The sequence below is a fragment of the Thiothrix litoralis genome, assembly GCF_017901135.1.
GTDB classification, from domain to species: Bacteria; Pseudomonadota; Gammaproteobacteria; order Thiotrichales; family Thiotrichaceae; genus Thiothrix; species Thiothrix litoralis.
On record NZ_CP072801.1, the window covers coordinates 684,884 to 701,846 of the forward strand.

The 16,963-nt window shown below is 54.3% G+C and carries 15 protein-coding genes and 1 pseudogene; 9 read left to right on the plus strand and 7 right to left on the minus strand.

All coding sequences use genetic code 11. The features are described 5' to 3' along the window. Positions 1 to 139 precede the first annotated feature (139 nt). The gene (locus J9253_RS03275) at positions 140 to 1,066 is read left to right on the plus strand and encodes a LysR family transcriptional regulator (protein ID WP_210223284.1); all 927 of its coding nucleotides are present in this window, start codon (positions 140 to 142) and stop codon (positions 1,064 to 1,066) included. Here J9253_RS03275 and J9253_RS03280 read toward each other — a convergent pair. Continuing rightward, positions 1,063 to 1,770: a DUF599 domain-containing protein gene (locus J9253_RS03280; protein ID WP_210223285.1), complete on the minus strand. Its 708-nt coding sequence runs from the start codon at positions 1,768 to 1,770 to the stop codon at positions 1,063 to 1,065. The genes J9253_RS03275 and J9253_RS03280 overlap by 4 nt on opposite strands. A gap of 8 nt (positions 1,771 to 1,778) precedes the next feature. After that, positions 1,779 to 2,207 carry a hypothetical protein gene (locus J9253_RS03285; protein WP_210223286.1) on the minus strand — a complete coding sequence of 143 codons (429 nt, stop codon included), beginning with the start codon at positions 2,205 to 2,207 and terminating at the stop codon, positions 1,779 to 1,781. 47 nt (positions 2,208 to 2,254) lie between these two features. Between J9253_RS03285 and J9253_RS03290 the strand changes: the two genes are divergently transcribed. Next, the gene (locus J9253_RS03290; RefSeq protein WP_228291495.1) at positions 2,255 to 2,641 is read left to right on the plus strand and encodes a hypothetical protein; all 387 of its coding nucleotides are present in this window, start codon (positions 2,255 to 2,257) and stop codon (positions 2,639 to 2,641) included. Here the strand turns inward: J9253_RS03290 and J9253_RS03295 are convergent. The 3 genes from J9253_RS03295 to J9253_RS03305 all read right to left on the minus strand — a co-directional run bounded on the left by J9253_RS03295 (position 2,630) and on the right by J9253_RS03305 (position 4,474). Next, positions 2,630 to 3,046 (minus strand): type II toxin-antitoxin system VapC family toxin, encoded by a 417-nt coding sequence (locus J9253_RS03295; protein ID WP_210223287.1) that lies wholly within the window; start codon positions 3,044 to 3,046, stop codon positions 2,630 to 2,632. The two genes, J9253_RS03290 and J9253_RS03295, sit on opposite strands and share 12 nt — an antisense overlap. Beyond that, the gene (locus tag J9253_RS03300) at positions 3,021 to 3,278 is read right to left on the minus strand and encodes a ribbon-helix-helix protein, CopG family (protein WP_210223288.1); all 258 of its coding nucleotides are present in this window, start codon (positions 3,276 to 3,278) and stop codon (positions 3,021 to 3,023) included. The genes J9253_RS03295 and J9253_RS03300 overlap by 26 nt, the downstream gene beginning before the upstream one ends. 86 nt (positions 3,279 to 3,364) lie before the next feature. Then, entirely contained in the window at positions 3,365 to 4,474 is a 1,110-nt protein-coding gene (locus tag J9253_RS03305) for a cytochrome-c peroxidase (protein ID WP_210223289.1), read from the minus strand. Between the two features lie 214 nt (positions 4,475 to 4,688). Between J9253_RS03305 and gyrA the strand changes: the two genes are divergently transcribed. Together gyrA and serC are read left to right on the plus strand one after the other, a co-directional pair. Continuing rightward, positions 4,689 to 7,298, plus strand: coding sequence for a DNA gyrase subunit A (gene gyrA, locus J9253_RS03310; protein WP_210223290.1), 2,610 nt, complete (start codon positions 4,689 to 4,691; stop codon positions 7,296 to 7,298). A 7-nt stretch (positions 7,299 to 7,305) separates the two neighbouring features. Next, positions 7,306 to 8,391, plus strand: a complete 1,086-nt coding sequence (gene serC / locus J9253_RS03315; protein WP_210223291.1) for a 3-phosphoserine/phosphohydroxythreonine transaminase — start codon at positions 7,306 to 7,308, stop codon at positions 8,389 to 8,391. 274 nt (positions 8,392 to 8,665) lie between these two features. Here the strand turns inward: serC and J9253_RS03320 are convergent. Together J9253_RS03320 and J9253_RS03325 are read right to left on the minus strand one after the other, a co-directional pair. Further along, positions 8,666 to 10,138, minus strand: a pseudogene (locus tag J9253_RS03320) (ISNCY family transposase). Positions 10,139 to 10,287: 149 nt separating this feature from the next. Continuing rightward, complete coding sequence (locus tag J9253_RS03325) at positions 10,288 to 11,376, minus strand: RNA-guided endonuclease InsQ/TnpB family protein (RefSeq protein WP_210223292.1); 1,089 nt, start codon at positions 11,374 to 11,376, stop codon at positions 10,288 to 10,290. Positions 11,377 to 11,579: 203 nt separating this feature from the next. Here J9253_RS03325 and J9253_RS03330 point away from each other — a divergent pair, with 203 nt between their 5' ends. From J9253_RS03330 to parC, 5 genes are all read left to right on the plus strand, one after another. Then, positions 11,580 to 12,743 carry a phosphoglycerate dehydrogenase gene (locus J9253_RS03330; RefSeq protein WP_210223293.1) on the plus strand — a complete coding sequence of 388 codons (1,164 nt, stop codon included), beginning with the start codon at positions 11,580 to 11,582 and terminating at the stop codon, positions 12,741 to 12,743. Beyond that, entirely contained in the window at positions 12,740 to 13,819 is a 1,080-nt protein-coding gene (gene pheA / locus J9253_RS03335) for a prephenate dehydratase (RefSeq protein WP_210223294.1), read from the plus strand. The genes J9253_RS03330 and pheA overlap by 4 nt, the downstream gene beginning before the upstream one ends. A gap of 150 nt (positions 13,820 to 13,969) precedes the next feature. Then, complete coding sequence (locus J9253_RS03340) at positions 13,970 to 14,239, plus strand: hypothetical protein (RefSeq protein ID WP_210223295.1); 270 nt, start codon at positions 13,970 to 13,972, stop codon at positions 14,237 to 14,239. Beyond that, positions 14,226 to 14,642, plus strand: a complete 417-nt coding sequence (locus J9253_RS03345) for a type II toxin-antitoxin system VapC family toxin (protein ID WP_210223296.1) — start codon at positions 14,226 to 14,228, stop codon at positions 14,640 to 14,642. Before J9253_RS03340 ends, J9253_RS03345 begins: the two co-directional genes overlap by 14 nt. A 33-nt stretch (positions 14,643 to 14,675) precedes the next feature. Continuing rightward, positions 14,676 to 16,913 carry a DNA topoisomerase IV subunit A gene (gene parC / locus J9253_RS03350; protein WP_210223297.1) on the plus strand — a complete coding sequence of 746 codons (2,238 nt, stop codon included), beginning with the start codon at positions 14,676 to 14,678 and terminating at the stop codon, positions 16,911 to 16,913. Positions 16,914 to 16,963: the final 50 nt, after the last annotated feature.

The following is a 16,963-nucleotide window of genomic DNA, read 5'->3' on the forward strand; positions in this document are numbered from 1 at the left end:
AGCTTGATTGAAAAATTTTCTGTGCAAACAACAAGCAGACCTTGTTGATGGGGCTAAGTATGGCAAACTGTAGGTATAATTGAAACTCAATAATGAAACATGCAAATATAAGCAATACTTATGTTTTTAGGAGAAGCATATGCCGTACTCACTGAGTCAGATACGCATATTTGAAGCGGTCGCGCAGTACGAAAGTTATACCCGAGCCGCTGAAAAGCTATTCATGACCCAACCCGCTGTTTCCATGCAAATCAAACAGATGGAAGAACATAGCGGGTTGGCATTGTTTGAGCGCCAAGGAAAAAAGATGTGCCTGACCCCAATAGGTAGGGAAGTGCAACAGTATGCCAGTCGCGTATTACAGGCGCATAACGATATGCTGGGAGCAATGAAAGAACTCAAGGGGACAAAGGGTGGGCATTTGATTGTATCGGTAGCAACAACTGCTAACTATTTTGTCACACAATTATTGGCTGAGTTTTCCCGGCAACACGAAGGCATCAATATCACCCTGGATGTGACCAACCGTCACACCTTGCTGGATCAGTTGGAAAATCACGAACCCGATATGGTGATCATGGGCGAACCCCCCAAAGGCCACGGTTTGCAATCTGAGCGCTTGATGGCAAACCCGTTGGTAGTGATTGCCGCGCCTAATCATCCGCTGGTCAGTATCGACCGCCCCTTGTTGCTCTCTGACGTGTTGGCAGAGCGTTTTATCGTGCGTGAAAAAGGCTCAGGCACACGTAGCGCAATCGAGCGTCACCTGCATAAACACAGTGCCAGTTGCAAAAATACGCTAGAAATGCGCAGCAACGAAACCATCAAACACGCGGTGGAAGCGGGTTTGGGCTTGGGGATTGTGTCGATGCACACCATCCAGCCGGAACTGGATAGCGGACGCTTGGTGGTATTGAATGTGGGAAATTTCCCGATCCAGCGTCACTGGCACATCGTCATGCGCAAGGGCAAACGTTTATCGCCGATTGCTCGCGAATTCAAACGCTTTGTGATGGCGGAAGCACCGCGCTTTGTGCAGAACATGACAGCCTCTACGGGGGGTTAATCGGCTTTGCCTGGCTCACAATAACCTTTGCCAACAAAGCATTCATTGGAAGGAATGCCAGTATGCTTGGGGAAGTCGATTTTCCATAGTACCAATACCAACAGGATACTTCCCAGCAGTAGCCACACAGGCCCCAACAGCCACAGCCCGAAGGGCAGCGAGAACAGAAATGCCCGCATTCCCAACGTGAAATGGAAAGCGCCCCGTTTTAATGAGGCAATCATGAATTGTTCCGGCAGCGCGTGTCCATCTTCGTTGTTGGCAGCATTTAGCAGAAAACCGGCATGGCTGTAATAGCGCACCGCCAAGACAAAATTGAAAAACGCAAAGAAAAACGTCAAGACCAGCAACAGTAGCCGCGACAAGGCTACATGCGGATGCCCATTGCTCAGGACGTTCAATACATGGTCGAAATTTTCCAAATTATTCTTGTTGGTCAGGGTAAAACTCAACAAACCGGCTACCAGTAGGATCGCTGTTGATGCCAGAAAGCTGGCTGACATTAAGGAATTACGCAGGGTTTGTATGACAAGTACATCGGGTGCGCGGCGCATCATATTACGTACCCACGCGCCGCGTGCACAGGAATTGATGCCGAGATCGGTGCGCAGCGGGTGGTGTTTTATCATCCAGATGAGATAGAGGTGATAGACTGTCAACAGCGTTATGGAGCTGGCAAGTAGATAAATTTCGGTTGTATTCATAGCTAATATCAAGTTTTATGGGTTGGAAAGGCGACTACCCGCTGTTCTGGTTTACTGGTGGGTTCTTGTTGGCGTAGCCGTCCCGCCAGCAATTGCACATGCTGGAAAAATTCCCCTTGCGCCCGTTTCATGCTTTCCAATGCATCAGGTTTATAATATTCCAGCGTGTATGGCACGGGGTCGCTGAGGGCTTCGCGGGTTTGCGGGTGAAAATACCGCCATGCAAATTCAACTTCGGCCTTGTGGTGGGAAGCGACAAAAATCACTTCCTCGCGGTCAATCACTGCCATGACTTGCATGGTGCGGATGGGGACAAATACACACGGTTTGCCGCTGAAATCCAGCAGCAAGCGCATCGCATTGTAGTGACTGGCGGACAAGGTGCGGGTTTCAGACCCAAGCACGTCGCCGCGATAAAAACTTTCGTATTGTGGCATGATCTAGCTCCGTTACCTGAGCTTATTGTGAAACAGGAGAGGCGCAAATGCCAATGTCCGAAAAACCGGAAAGACTATTGTTGAGTGTGGTGGAGTTGGGTGGCTACCCCGATTTTACCCCCCTGTACCAGCGTTTGGGCTACAACGTGGCGCGGGAAACCAGTATGCGTAAGGTGCTGCAATTCCTGAAAAAAAACACCCCGGCGGTGATCGTGGCGGAGTTTAATTTCCAGTCGGATTTTCGTGACCGTACCAGTAGCCTCGAATCCATGATGGCGGTGGTGCAACGCTTTACGGATACGCGGGTGGTGGTGTTTTACGACCGCGAATACGCGCATCAGTTGGCGCGGCTGGAAGAGCGTTTTCCGTTGGTGACGTTGGCTTTTCCGATTGCCGAAGCTGATCTTGAGCGGGTGTTGTCGTTACACCCATAGCCGTTCAAAACAACTGCCATCGGCGAGGCGATAGACTGAAAAATCCCGCTCATCCACCGTCAGAATATGCCTGATTTTGAGCATTCCCGCCAATGTCACCAATACTGCGTCGGTAAAATCTGGCTCAAGGTTTTGGTATTTTTCCAGTGTGCTGCGTACCAGCGGCAAATCTTGGGTACTGACATCGTGTAGGGTCATTGAACCGCGCTCTAGCCATTGCAGCAGGGCAAGTTTGCCAGCAGTATCCAGAAAAAAGCAGGCTTCCACCACCACCGGCCAGATGGAATGCAGTTCGATCCTGCCCAAACTCTGGAGGAACTGTTGGGCAGAAGCATGATGTTTATCATCCTTGGCGAACAGTGCGACTAAAAAGCCAGTATCAACCCATGCGGTGGTGCTTGGCACGCAGTTTCTCCCAGATTTGGCGTTTCATCGGGTCAGTGGGGGCGGCGGCAAGGCTACCCGCGCCGAACAAATCTTGCCCTAAACTGTAAGGGGTGCGGTTATCGGCTGACAGGCGTTGGCATAATTCCCGCACCGCTTGGCGCACTAAATCGCTCTTACCGCGCCCCATGCGCCGCGCTACCATCTCCAGCATGTGTTGCTCTTCCGGTGGAAGTCGTACAGAAATTGTCATGGCTGTCATACCGTAATACAAGATGGCATCAGTGTAGCAGGAGTAGGGTAAAATCTGGAAACCATTTTGACCCGCCTTCACAATGTTTACGGCGTATAGCCATCACTCAAGGTTTGCAGGAAAGCGACAATGGCATCCACCTCTGCATCCGTTAACCCCAGATTGCCGACGCGGGTATCAAGGTTTTCCGCCACTTCCGGCAATTCCCAGCGGCCTGCGGATACATCTCGCGTGTTGTGGAAATCGACCACTTCCCGTAAGTCCTTGAACAGGCCGTTATGCCCGTAGGGTGCTGTTTTGGCGGTATTGCGCAAGGTCGGAACCTTGAATTTACCGCGTTCGCTGGGCGGCATATCCGGCCTGCCACCCAAACCATAATCCCTGAAATCCATTGCATCCAGATCGGGCGGTAGGGGGATGTCGTGGTTGGTTGGCAAGCCCAGATTGGCGTAAGTGAAATTGGTGAATAATGGTGGCGTGTCGTTAGCGGCGGTGGAGGTATGACAGGTGGCACAATTGCCTTTGCCGGGGTCGTTAAACAATTGCAGTCCATAGGCTTCTTGCGTGCTTAACGTGGCTTTTCCTGCCAGATAATGGTCGTATTTGGCGTCGAACGGGTGAAATAAGCTGGTGCGTTCAAAGGCTGCGATAGCATCCGCTATGCTGGTGTAAGCGGTAGCAACCTCACTGAAAATGGCTTGCCCGTACACTTGCTCCATCAGGCTGGCGTAGGTGGAGGCTTGTACTTTGGCAATGACGCTGCCAGGGTCGGGATTCGCCATTTCCATCTGATCAAGAAACGGACTTTGTGCTTGGGCAAGCAGATTTTTCGCGCGTCCGTCGCTAAACTGCCCGCCTACATAGCCGCCAGTGGTGTCATCAAAGTGAAATGCCGGGGTGTATAAGGCGTAAGCGATACTGAGGGTATGGCGCTCATCGAAACGCCCAGCATTAGCACCTTCCGAGGTGGGGAATTGCGTGTCAGGGTCAGCAAAACTATGGGCAGGGTCGTGGCAGCTTGCACAGGCTTGTCCCGCCGGGGAAGAGAGGTTGGTGTCAAAAAACAGTTTCTGCCCCAAGGCTTCCTTGCTGGCAAGGGCTGAGTCGGTTGACAGGATAGTGCTGGTGCTGCTGTCGCCACACGCGCTGCAAAGCGTGGCAAGCAACAAGCTGCTGGCAAGAGAATGGATTTTCATGTGTAACCCTGCTGTTATTGACCGTGATGGTTGGTCGATACGAACAGTTTATCAGAAGGCGATAATCGCTACTTTGGAATAGATCAACTTTACATGCACAAATCCCTAAAACAACAGCCATCCGTCAGGGTGATGTCAGCTTACGCAAATGCGCACATCCTTACTTTTTCTGGTATAATCGCGCACTTCATGATTTAGGTGATCGAACAATAATATGGCCACATTTGCCAAGGAAATTATCCCGGTTAATCTCGAAGATGAAATGCGTCAGTCCTATCTGGACTACGCGATGAGTGTCATCGTCGGGCGTGCTTTACCAGACGTGCGCGACGGTTTGAAACCCGTACATCGTCGCGTGTTGTTTGCCATGAGTGAACTTGGCAACGACTGGAACAAGTCTTACAAAAAATCTGCGCGTATCGTTGGTGACGTGATCGGTAAATACCATCCGCACGGTGATACGGCTGTGTACGATACGATGGTGCGGATGGCGCAACCGTTTTCACTGCGCTACATGCTGGTGGACGGGCAGGGTAACTTCGGTTCCGTGGATGGTGACTCACCAGCGGCGATGCGTTATACCGAAGTGCGTATGTCCAAGGTGGCTCATGAGTTGCAAATGGACATCGACAAAGAAACCGTCGATTTCGTCCCCAACTACGATGGCAACGAAAAAGAACCCAGCGTATTCCCCACGCGCATTCCCAATCTGCTGGTTAACGGTTCTTCCGGTATCGCGGTCGGTATGGCGACCAATATTCCGCCCCACAACCTGACCGAAACGGTCAATGCTTGTCTGGCATTGCTCTCCGACCCGGATATGGACATCAGCGATTTGATGGAATACCTGCCGGGGCCAGATTTCCCGACGGCCGGTATCATTAACGGCGCACGCGGTATCCGCGAAGCCTACACGACAGGGAAAGGCCGCATCTACGTCCGCGCCCGTGCCAATGTCGAAGTCGATGCCCGCACGGGTCGCGAAACCATCATCGTCACCGAGTTACCGTATCAGGTCAACAAGGCACGTTTGCTGGAAAAAATCGCCGAACTGGTGAAAGAGAAAAAGATCGAAGGCATTTCCGAGTTGCGCGACGAGTCCGACAAGGACGGGATGCGCATGGTGATCGAACTCAAGCGCGGTGAATCCGGCGACGTTCTCATCAATAACTTGTACAAGCAAACCCAGATGCAGAGCGTGTTCGGCATCAATATGGTGGCGCTGCTGGACGGTCAACCGCGTTTACTGAACCTAAAAGACATCCTTTCGGCCTTCCTGCGTCATCGCCGCGAGATCGTGACCCGCCGCACCATTTTTGAAGTCCGCAAAGCGCGTGAACGTGCTCATATCCTTGAAGGTTTGGCGGTGGCGTTGTCGAATATCGACGACATCATTACGCTGATTAAATCTGCGCCCAGCCCAGCCGATGCGAAACTGGGTTTGGTGGCGCGTGCTTGGAATGCAGGCATTGTTAGCGACATGCTCAGCCGTTCCGGTGCGGATACCTGTCGCCCGGACGATTTGCCAGAGCAATACGGTTTGCGCCCAGACGGTTACTGGCTGTCTGAAGTACAAGCGCAAGCGATTCTGGATTTACGTCTGCACCGCCTGACTGGGCTGGAAAAAGACAAGATCATTGCCGAATACCGTGAATTGCTGGAAAAGATTGCCGATTTGCTGGAAATTCTTAGTAATCCTGACCGCTTGCTGCAAGTGATCCGTGATGAATTGCTGCTGATCCGTGACACTTACGGTGATGCTCGCCGCACTGAAATCAACGTGGTCGGCGAAGACCTGTGCATGGAAGACCTGATTGCTGACGAAGAAGTCATGGTCACGTTCTCGCACGCCGGTTACGCCAAAGCGCAAACCCTCGACACTTACCGTGCGCAAAAACGCGGCGGACGTGGCAAAGCCGCCACGTCAATGAAAGACGAAGACTTCATCGAAAAGCTGTTCGTTGCCAGTATGCACGACACCTTGCTGTGCTTCTCCAGCCGGGGGCGCATGTATTGGTTGAAGGTATACCAGTTGCCAATGGGCGGACGCGGTGCACGCGGCAAACCGATGGTCAACTTGCTGCCATTGGAAGAAGGCGAACGCATCAATGCGGTGCTGCCGATCCGCGAATACGCCGAAGACAAATACATCTTCATGGCAACGTCAGAAGGTACGGTAAAGAAAACCTCACTGGCTGATTTCTCGCGCCCACGTACTGCTGGGATCATTGCCGTTGACCTGCGTGATGGTGACCAATTGGTCGATGTCGCCGTAACCAACGGTGACAACGAAGTCATGCTGTTCAGCACTTCCGGTAAAGCCATCCGTTTCCACGAATCCGACGTGCGGGCGATGGGGCGTACTGCCGCTGGCGTGCGTGGTATTCGTTTGGAAGAAGGTCAGGAAGTGAATGCGCTGATTATTCTGGGCGAAGGTGAATTGCTGATTGCCACCGAAAATGGCTACGGCAAACGTACTCGCGCCGAAGAATTTTCGCAACAAGGTCGCGGTGGACAGGGCGTAATCGCCATCCAGACTTCCGATCGTAACGGCAATGCGATAGGCGCAGTGCAAGTTCGTGAGGAATGTCAAATCATGCTCATTACCGACGGTGGTACGCTAGTACGCACGCCGGTGGTAGACGTTTCCATCGTGGGTCGCAATACGCAGGGCGTCACCTTGATTCGCCTCAGTGAGGGTGAAAAATTGGTGCAGGTTGCGCCAATCTTGACCGATGTTAGCGATGAAGACCTTGATGCTGCCGAGCTTACCGATATGACCGAAGCTAATAATGCTACCAACATAACTGACGATCAGGAATAAAGCACTTATGAAAAGAGTATTCAATTTCAGCGCAGGCCCTGCCATGTTGCCCCAATCTGTCCTTGAACAGGCCCAAGCGGAAATGCTGGACTGGAACGGGAGTGGCATGTCGGTGATGGAGATGAGTCACCGTGGCAAGGAATACATGTCCATCGCTGCCGAAGCCGAAGCGGATTTGCGTGAAATCATGGGTATTCCCGTCAATTACAAAGTGCTGTTTTTACAAGGCGGCGCGAGCAGCCAGTTTGCGATGATTCCGCAAAACCTGCTGCGTGGCAAAGGCACTGCGGATTACGTGGATACTGGCGACTGGTCAGCCAAGGCCATCAAGGAAGCCAAGCGTTACGGCAATGTCAACGTGGTCGCTTCTACCAAAGCGGGCAATTACACCAGCGTTCCGGCGTTTGATAGCTGGACGTGCGATGCGAATGCGGCCTACCTGCACTACACCCCGAATGAAACCATCCGTGGGGTGGAATTCGCGTGGGTGCCTGAAACGGGTGATGTGCCATTGGTGGCGGATATGTCTTCCACCATCCTTTCGCGTCCGCTGGATGTCAGCAAATTCGGCCTGATCTACGCGGGTGCGCAGAAAAACATTGGCCCGGCGGGTCTGACCATTGTGATTGTGCGTGACGATCTGATTGGCGAAACCCTGCCCGGTACGCCGACCATGTTCGATTACAAAATCCACGCTGACAATGAATCCATGTACAACACCCCGGCAACCTATGGCTGGTATCTGGCAGGTCTGGTGTTCAAGTGGATTAAGCAGCAAGGTGGCTTGGCAGGCATGGCAACCCTCAACGAGCGCAAGGCGCAAAAGCTCTACGCGGCGATCGGAACTTCAGGCGGTTTCTACAATAGCCCGGTTGCGGCTGACTGCCGTTCGTGGATGAACGTGCCGTTTACGCTTGCCAATGCGGAACTGGATAAGTCCTTCCTCAGCGAAGCGGCGCAACACGGCCTGACGACCCTTAAAGGCCATCGTTCGGTCGGCGGGATGCGTGCCAGCATCTACAACGCCATGCCGGAAGCAGGCGTGGATACGCTGGTTAGCTTCATGCAAGACTTTGCGAAGAAGAACGGGTAACTCGTTAATACTTCAAAGAATTGACATCCTCCCCTCCCTAAAGGAAGGGGATTCCTACTGCATTCAGCTAGATAGTGTCTGACCGAAAAAGCCTTCCTGCCGCCACGAGTGCCCAATTTTAGTCCATGCAGCCGTTTTCCCCGCCACCTTCTGGCAAGCACGAGGGTAAAACGCTGGGTTTCAAGGCATGGCTGGCAGCGCAGGCTTGCCTTCGGTGCAGGGGCTGCCCTGCCTTCCCGGCATTTTCCCTCATCGGTCGGCGTTGTGGGGTGGTTCAGGCGGCTTGGCGCTGTCGTCGGCGTTCATCCTTCTGCAAGGCCTCCAACGCCCTGGCCTGTAAAATGGCCCCGACCTTTTGCAGGTTCCTGCCCACCACCGCCAGTGCCACATAGCGCTTGAAGCGTTCCAGCCCCCGGTCGGGGCAATAGTCCAGCCCATGGACTTCCAGTGCGTTGATGCCGGATTCCACCGCTGAGTGCTGGCGTCTGGCCTGGACAAACGCCGGGTCGGTTTCACGGGCAGTGTCCGCCTGGCTCCAGCGGCCTTTTTCGGCAACACCACCCGGTCGAGCAGTTCGGCCAGTTCGCGCTGGTCTGCCGGTGAGTGGAACCCCTTGTCAAAGCTGCACGCGCTCAGGGAGGGGAACAGCGCTTTGGCTTGCTTAACCATGGTCACGGCAATCTCACTGTCGGGGCAGTGTTGCATCACTTGGTGGTGGAGGATGAAGCCGTCAGCCGATTCCATCACGCACACGTTCAGGCCCAGCTCCACCGGCACACCGGCTTTGCCCTTGCTGAGCCATTCGCTGTAATCCTCGAAGAGGGAGAAGATCTTGTCGCCGTGGGGGATGGTTTCCCCGTCCAGCACCCGCCGCCGCACCAGGTCAACCTGATGCCACCCGTACCCCAGCCAGCGCTGGAGGTCGTTGCCCGACCGGCTGTCCAGCAGGCTGAGGGGCAGGTCAGCCACCGTTTCCTCCACTTTCGACAACAGCGCGGCGCACAGGCCCAGGTAGGTGTGGTGGGCGTCACGGATGGCCTGTTGCCGGGTGGCCTGCTTGTCCGGGTCTTGGGAGCTGGAGTGCTTGAGCTTCTGCGCATGACGGCAGGCTTTCTTCACCTGGCGGAGATTGTACTGCCATTGCCGCCAGCGGCTGTCGCCGTGCCCTTCACACCAATCGGCCACCGTGCGCACCGAACAACGCACCGCGTCGTACAACAGGTTGATGTCGGTCGGGTAGTGGATGTTGCTTTCCACCACGAAGGAGTCACAACGGGCGCTCAGCGGCGCGGCTTTTTTTTAGCAGCTTGTGACCGGCCTCCACCACCAACTGGTTGATGCGTTGCAGGCTGGCTTCGTCCACCAGAGCGGCGTTGTCCTTGACCGTTTGCAGCTTGTACTCATCGTCATCATCCCAGAAACCATGCCCCAGCATCTGACGGATGCTGCGGTGCTGGTTCGCCATCTCCAGCAGCCGGTCATAGTCCCAGTTCAGGTTCACCCGCAATGTCGCCAGCACCAGCGCATTCCACAGATCCATGCCGGGGCGTCCACGGCTGGCGTCCACCTCCGCCGGAACCCGCTTTTCCAGCACCGCAAACACCGCCTCACGCAGTTCGTCTGTCACATAAATGTATTGCAGCCCTTGCAACACCTGCGGGATGTCGTCCCGCGAACGTGGGTTGAAGGTCAGCCTGCCGATGTCAGCGTGACCCAGGCGAAGTTGGCGGGCGATCACTTCACGCATCGTGTGTCTCCTGCGAAGTTTGGCGGATGGATGCCCTATTTTGCCCTATTTTGGGCGCTTTTGCAGCTTTCTGGCCTGCTTCCGGGAAATCTTAGGGCAAGGAAAACGGGCGTAGCATCTTGATCGGAAAAGGGTTTTAGGGTTTCCGGTCAGACACTAGATAGCTGACTGACTTCGGTGGGTTCCTGCTTCATCGAGCGGCTTAAGGCCGCATCTCCACAGGCTAACAAGCGGTATCCCCGCTCTAAAACATTGATCGCGCCGACATGATCGGCATGATTTTCATAGTGGCATTTCACGCACACAAACCGTGCTTGCGTCTGACGATTATCCGCCGCTACATGATGACATTCTGGGCACTCTTGACTGGTATAATGCGGCGGCACAGCGAACAACATGCCGCCCTTCCATGCCATTTTATAATCCAGTTGCCGTCGAAATTCACCCCAGCCTTGGTCGAGAATGGCTTTATTTAAGCCGGACTTTTGGGAAACCTTCTTGCCGGGGTTTTCTACTGTACCAGCCGCTGACCTAGACATATTCCGTACCTGCAAATCTTCGATGAACACGAGCGCGTGGTTTTGGCTGAGCGTGGTCGTCGCCTTGTGCAGGAAATCGCGGCTGGCGTTGGCGATTTGCGTGTGAATTTTTTGGACGTTGGCTTTCGCTTTTTTCCAGTTGTTGCTGAACTTTTGTTTGTGCGCCATGCGCCGTTGGTATTTGGCGAGTTTCGCTTGTTTGTTCTTGAAGCTGTTACGCGATTCCATCCATGTGCCATCGGAGAGCGTCGCAAAACGCGCTATACCAAGGTCAATACCGATAGCAGTGGTCGCGGGTGTGGCTGGCAATTCCACTTCGCGCTGGGTTTGGATGCTGACAAACCATTGGCCGCCTTTGCTGGAAACCGTGACATTGCGTAGTTCTCCCAACACATCGCGGCTATTGCGGTAGCGTATCCAGCCGAGTTTTGGCAGAAAAATTCGGCTATTGCCTGGGTCGAGCTTGATTTGTTTGGGGTCGGGGTAACGGAAACTGTCACCGCTGCCTTTGCGCCATGCTGTCAGGTGCTTGGCCATTGCGACGTAACCGATGAATTTTTCACCCGCTTCATGGTTGGCTTGCTGCAACGCTAACGCCCTGTTGTACACGAAGCGACACGAACCCGCATAACGGCGCAGATGACGCTGCGTCTCACCATTGGGCATAAGTTCGTATTTGAAGGCTTGGCGTCGTTGCATCTTCGGAGTGTAGCTAAAAAAGAGCGGCTTGAGTGGGTATTCTGCGTTAAACTGCGCGGATTATCCGACAAAACTACCGAACATCGGGCGGCTTCGCCACCCGCGCTATCCTCCCCGACCTGAAGGACGGGGTTTGCCGCGCAACCTGATCAAAATGTCGGACTTTAGTCCGGCAGTCCTCCACCACAGGAAAGGATACCACCATGTACAATATTCAAACCCTCAATGCCATTTCTTCCAAAGGCTTGAACCGTTTCCCCGCCGACCACTACGCTGTTTCCGATAACGCCGCTGCTGCCGATGCCATGTTGCTGCGTTCTTTCAAACTCCACGATTACCCGTTTACGGACAATCTGCTAGCCGTAGGCCGCGCGGGTTCGGGCACGAACAATGTTCCCGTGCAAGCTTTGTCTGAGCGTGGCGTGGTGGTTTTCAACGCACCGGGGGCGAATGCCAATGCCGTCAAGGAACTGGTTATCGCCGGGATGCTGATGGGCTGCCGCAATATTGGCCCCGCAATGGATTTTGTGCGCGGTTTGCAAGGCACGGATGCTGAAATGAGCGTCGCGGTCGAAGCAGGCAAAAAACACTTCGGTGGCTTTGAACTGCCGGGCAGGACACTCGGTGTCATCGGCCTTGGTGCGATTGGTGTAAAAATTGCCAATGCTGCCCGTCATCTGGGCATGAATGTTATTGGCTACGACCCAACCATTACCATCGAACGTGCCTGGCAGCTCGATTCTGACGTGGAAGCTGCGCCGAATCTGGATACATTGCTGGCACAGTCCGATTTCATCACCTTCCACGTACCGCTGATTGAGAGCACCCGCCACCTGATCAATGCTGACAGCCTGAAAAACCTCAAGGATGGCGTGGTGCTGCTCAATTTTGCGCGTAACGGCATCCTCGATGACAGCGCGGTGCTGGCTGGGCTGGAAAGTGGCAAGGTGTATGCTTATGTGTGCGATTTTCCCAGCAATGCGCTGCGTACCAATCCGCGCGTGATGACACTGCCGCATTTGGGGGCTTCCACCCGTGAGGCGGAGGAAAATTGTGCCATCATGGTGGTTGATCAGGTGCGTGATTACCTCGAAAACGGTAATATCTGCAATTCCGTCAACTTGCCGAATGTAAAACTGCGCCGCACTGGGCTAGCGCGTATTGCATTGGTCAACCAGAATAACCCGGATATGCTGGGTAAAATCTCCCATATTCTGGGGCAGGCTGGCGTGAATATCGCCCACATGATGAACGATTCCAAAGGCAATATGGCTTATACGCTGATGGATGTGGATTCAGTGGTGAATGAAAATACACGGGTAGCCTTGGCGGCTATTCCCGGCGTTTTGAAGGTAAGGTTATTATGAGTGAAAGGCTTGCTGCCTTGCGTGAACGTATTGATGCGCTCGACACCCAGATGCTGGCGTTGTTGAATGAACGCGCCCGCTGTGCTGAAGAAGTAGCGCACACCAAATTGGCGGAAGACCCGAAGGCGAAGTTTTACCGCCCGGAACGCGAGGCGCAAATTCTCACGCGGATGCAGTCGCTGAATCAAGGCCCCTTACGCCATGAGCAAATTACGCACCTGTTTCGCGAAATCATTGCCTCGTGTCTGGCGTTGGAAGAATCCATGCGCATTGCGTATCTGGGGCCAGAAGGCACTTTCACACAAGAGGCTACTTTCAAGCACTTCGGGCTGAATGTTGCTACCCAACCTGTCGATTCTATCCCGCAGGTGTTCCGTGAAGTGGAAGCGGGCAGGGTGCGTTACGGGGTTGTGCCCATCGAGAATTCGACCGAAGGCGTGATCACGCATACGCTGGATATGTTCATGCAATCGGGCTTGCGGATTTGCGGGGAAATTTCCCTGCGCATCCATCAAAACCTGATGTGCCGCCACGCAAACTGGCAGAGTGTGCAAAAAGTGTATTCGCACGCACAATCGCTGGCGCAATGCCGCTATTGGCTGGATAAAAACTTGCCACAAGCCGAACGCATTCCGGTAAGCAGTAATGCCGAAGCGGCGCGTCTGGCCTCGCTGGATGATACCGCAGCGGCGATTGGTAGCCGTCAGGCCGCGCCGATTTACGGCTTGCAGATCATGCAGGACAGCATCGAAGATAACCCTAACAATACCACGCGCTTTTTGGTCATCGGTGATCAGGTGGTGTCACCGAGTGGTAATGACCGTACCTCGCTGCTGGTATCCACCCGTAATCGCCCCGGTTCCTTGTATCACTTGCTGAAACCGCTGGCTGAAAACGGCGTGGATATGACCCGCATCGAATCGCGCCCGTCGCGTACCACTAACTGGGAATATTCGTTCTTTCTGGATGTACGTGGGCATGAGCAAGACGCCGCGATTGGTGGGGCGCTGGAAGCGCTACGGCAAGAAGCGGAAGTGGTACGGGTGCTGGGTTCTTACCCCGTCGCCGTCATGTGATACCAATTCCCGGTTCGGCGTGGGTTGCCCCGCCGTGCTGTACCCAATTTGTTCTCTAGAGGTTGGGGTGGGTTTTCCCCCAAGCCTTGTTCCCTCTTCCCATCCTCTGTAATATGCCAGTATGACCTGTCATACGCGGAGTATGTCCCCATGAGAATCAACGCAAGGCTGGAAGACAGCTACGAAAGCAAATTCCTGCTCGTCCAGCAGCAGGAGCACAAAAACCGTACCGACATCCTCAAAGAAGCGTTGGATGAATACTTCGCCCGCAAGCTTCAGGCGAATGAGCAAGCAGCATGGGAAAAAAACCAACGTATCCTGAAGATGCTGGCGGGTATAGGCGACGGGCCAGAAGACCTTTCCTCTAACTACAAGGAATACCTTTACAAAGGTCTGAAGGAAAAACATGGTCTTGACTGATACGGGGTTCTGGCTTGCCCTGATTAACAAGCGCGATAAGCATCATGACCGGGCAGTGGCTTTCATGGCTGCGTGCAGGGAACCGTTGCTGACAACCTGGCCGGTTATGACGGAAGCTTGCTACCTGTTGGGGCGTGATGTCAGTGTGGAAAGCCAGATGATTTTCCTGCAAATGCTCCGTCATGACATGGTAGATATAGCGGATATATCAACAGGTCAGATTGTGAAAATGGAAACCCTGATGCAGAAATACGCCGACCTGCCAATGGATTTGGCGGATGCTTCAATGGTGTTACTGGCGGAAGCGCTGGGTCATGGACGTATACTCTCCACCGATCAGCGCGATTTCAATACCTACCGCTGGAAGAATCACCAGCCGTTTGAAAACCTGCTATTGCCATAAAAATTAGCCGAAGGCAAAAAATAAGAGACCCCCATGAATTACGAAGGCATCGAAACCCTCCCGCTCCAAGAATACACCGAAAAGGCGTACCTCGACTATTCCATGTATGTCATCCTCGACCGCGCACTGCCGCACCTTGGCGATGGCCTCAAGCCCGTACAGCGTCGTATCGTCTATGCGATGTCGGAACTCGGCCTGACCGCCGCGTCCAAGCACAAGAAATCGGCACGTACCGTCGGTGACGTGCTGGGTAAATTCCACCCGCACGGCGATTCGGCTTGTTACGAAGCGATGGTGCTGATGGCGCAACCGTTTTCCTACCGTTACCCGCTGGTGGATGGGCAGGGCAACTGGGGTTCGCAGGATGACCCGAAATCGTTCGCGGCGATGCGTTACACTGAATCGCGCCTCACGCCTTACGCCAAAGTGTTGCTGCAAGAGCTGGGGCAGGGCACGGCGAGCTGGCAACCCAATTTCGACGGCACGTTGGAAGAACCGACTATCCTGCCTGCGCGTTTGCCCAATATCCTGCTCAACGGCGGCAGCGGCATTGCGGTCGGCATGGCCACCGACATTCCACCGCACAACCTGCGCGAAGTGGTGAATGCCTGCATCCACCTGCTCGATCACCCCAACGCTACGCTGACGGATGTGTGCCGCTACATCCCCGCGCCCGATTTGCCCACCGAAGCGGAAATCATCACCCCGGCGGCAGATTTCCTCAGCCTCTACGAAAAGGGCAATGGCAGCTACAGGATGCGGGCGCGGTATGAGGTCGAAGACGGCGACATTATCATCACCGCCTTGCCGTATCAGGTGTCCGGTAGCAAGATTCTCGAACAGATTGCCGCGCAAATGCAGGCGAAAAAGCTCCCGCTGGTGGAAGACTTGCGCGACGAATCCGACCACGAACAGCCGGTGCGTCTGGTGATCGTGCCGCGTTCCAACCGTGTCGATGTCGACATGCTGATGTCGCACCTGTTCGCCAGTACCGATCTGGAACGCAGCTACCGCGTCAATATGAACATGATCGGCACGGATGGGCGGCCACGGGTCAAGGGCTTGCTCACTATCCTCAACGAATGGCTGAGTTTCCGCCGCCAGACTGTGACTCGCCGCCTGCAATGGCGTCTCGATAAAGTGGAAAAACGTCTGCACCTGTTGGCAGGTTTGCTCACCGCTTTCCTCAATATCGACGAAGTGATCCACATTATCCGCACCGAGGACGAGCCGAAAGCGGTGCTGATGCAACGTTTCGACCTCACTGAGATTCAGGCCGATTACATTCTCGACACCAAGCTGCGCCAATTGGCACGGCTGGAAGAAATGAAAATCCGGGGCGAACTGGATGAGCTGGAAAAAGAGCGCGAACACCTGCTCTCCCTGCTCGGTTCCGACACCAAGCTCACCAGCCTGATCCGCAAGGAACTCAAGGAAGACGCCAAGCTCTACGGTGACGAGCGCCGTTCGCCGCTCAAAGAACGTGCCGCCGCGCAAGTGCTGGATGAAACTGCGCTGACGCCTTCCGAGCCTGTCACCGTGGTGGTCTCGAAAATGGGCTGGATACGTTCCGCCAAAGGCCACGACATTGACCCGACTTCACTCAGCTACAAGCAGGGCGATGAATTCCTCACTTCGGTACGCGGGCGTTCCAGTCAGCAAGTGGTGCTGCTCGACAGCAGTGGGCGCACTTATTCGCTACCAGCTAATGGGCTGCCATCGGCACGCGGGCAAGGCGAACCGCTGACCGGCAAACTCTCACCACCTGCTGGCGCGAAATTCCAGTACGCGCTAATGGGGAAGGATAGCGATGCTTATTTGCTGTATTCGGGCGAAGGTTACGGTTTCCTCTGCACTCTCGGCGATATGCAAAGCCGCGTCAAAGCGGGCAAGGTGACCTTGACCACTGGCGAGGGCGTGGATATTTTGCCACCGTTGCAGGTGTCGAATATTGCCACCGACGCGCTGGTGCTGGTGTCATCGTCTGGTTACGTGCTGGTGATCGGCTTGGCGGAGGTGCCGCAGCTTTCCAAGGGCAAGGGCAACAAGTTGATCAGCCTGAAAAAAGGTGGCTTGGATGTTGCCGATGAGTCCTTGGTGTTTGCTGCGATTCTGCCGCAAGCGGGTAGCTTGATGATCCATGCAGGCAAGCAATTCAAAACCATCAAGGGTCATGAACTGGATGAATACCGCAGTGAACGCGCCAAACGCGGTAAATTGTTACCAAAAGGTTACCAAAATGTCACTGGTCTGGAGATCAGCAGCAATTAGTAGGGATAACTTGAATCCCGGTGCAGCTAACCTACTATTCACGGCATAAC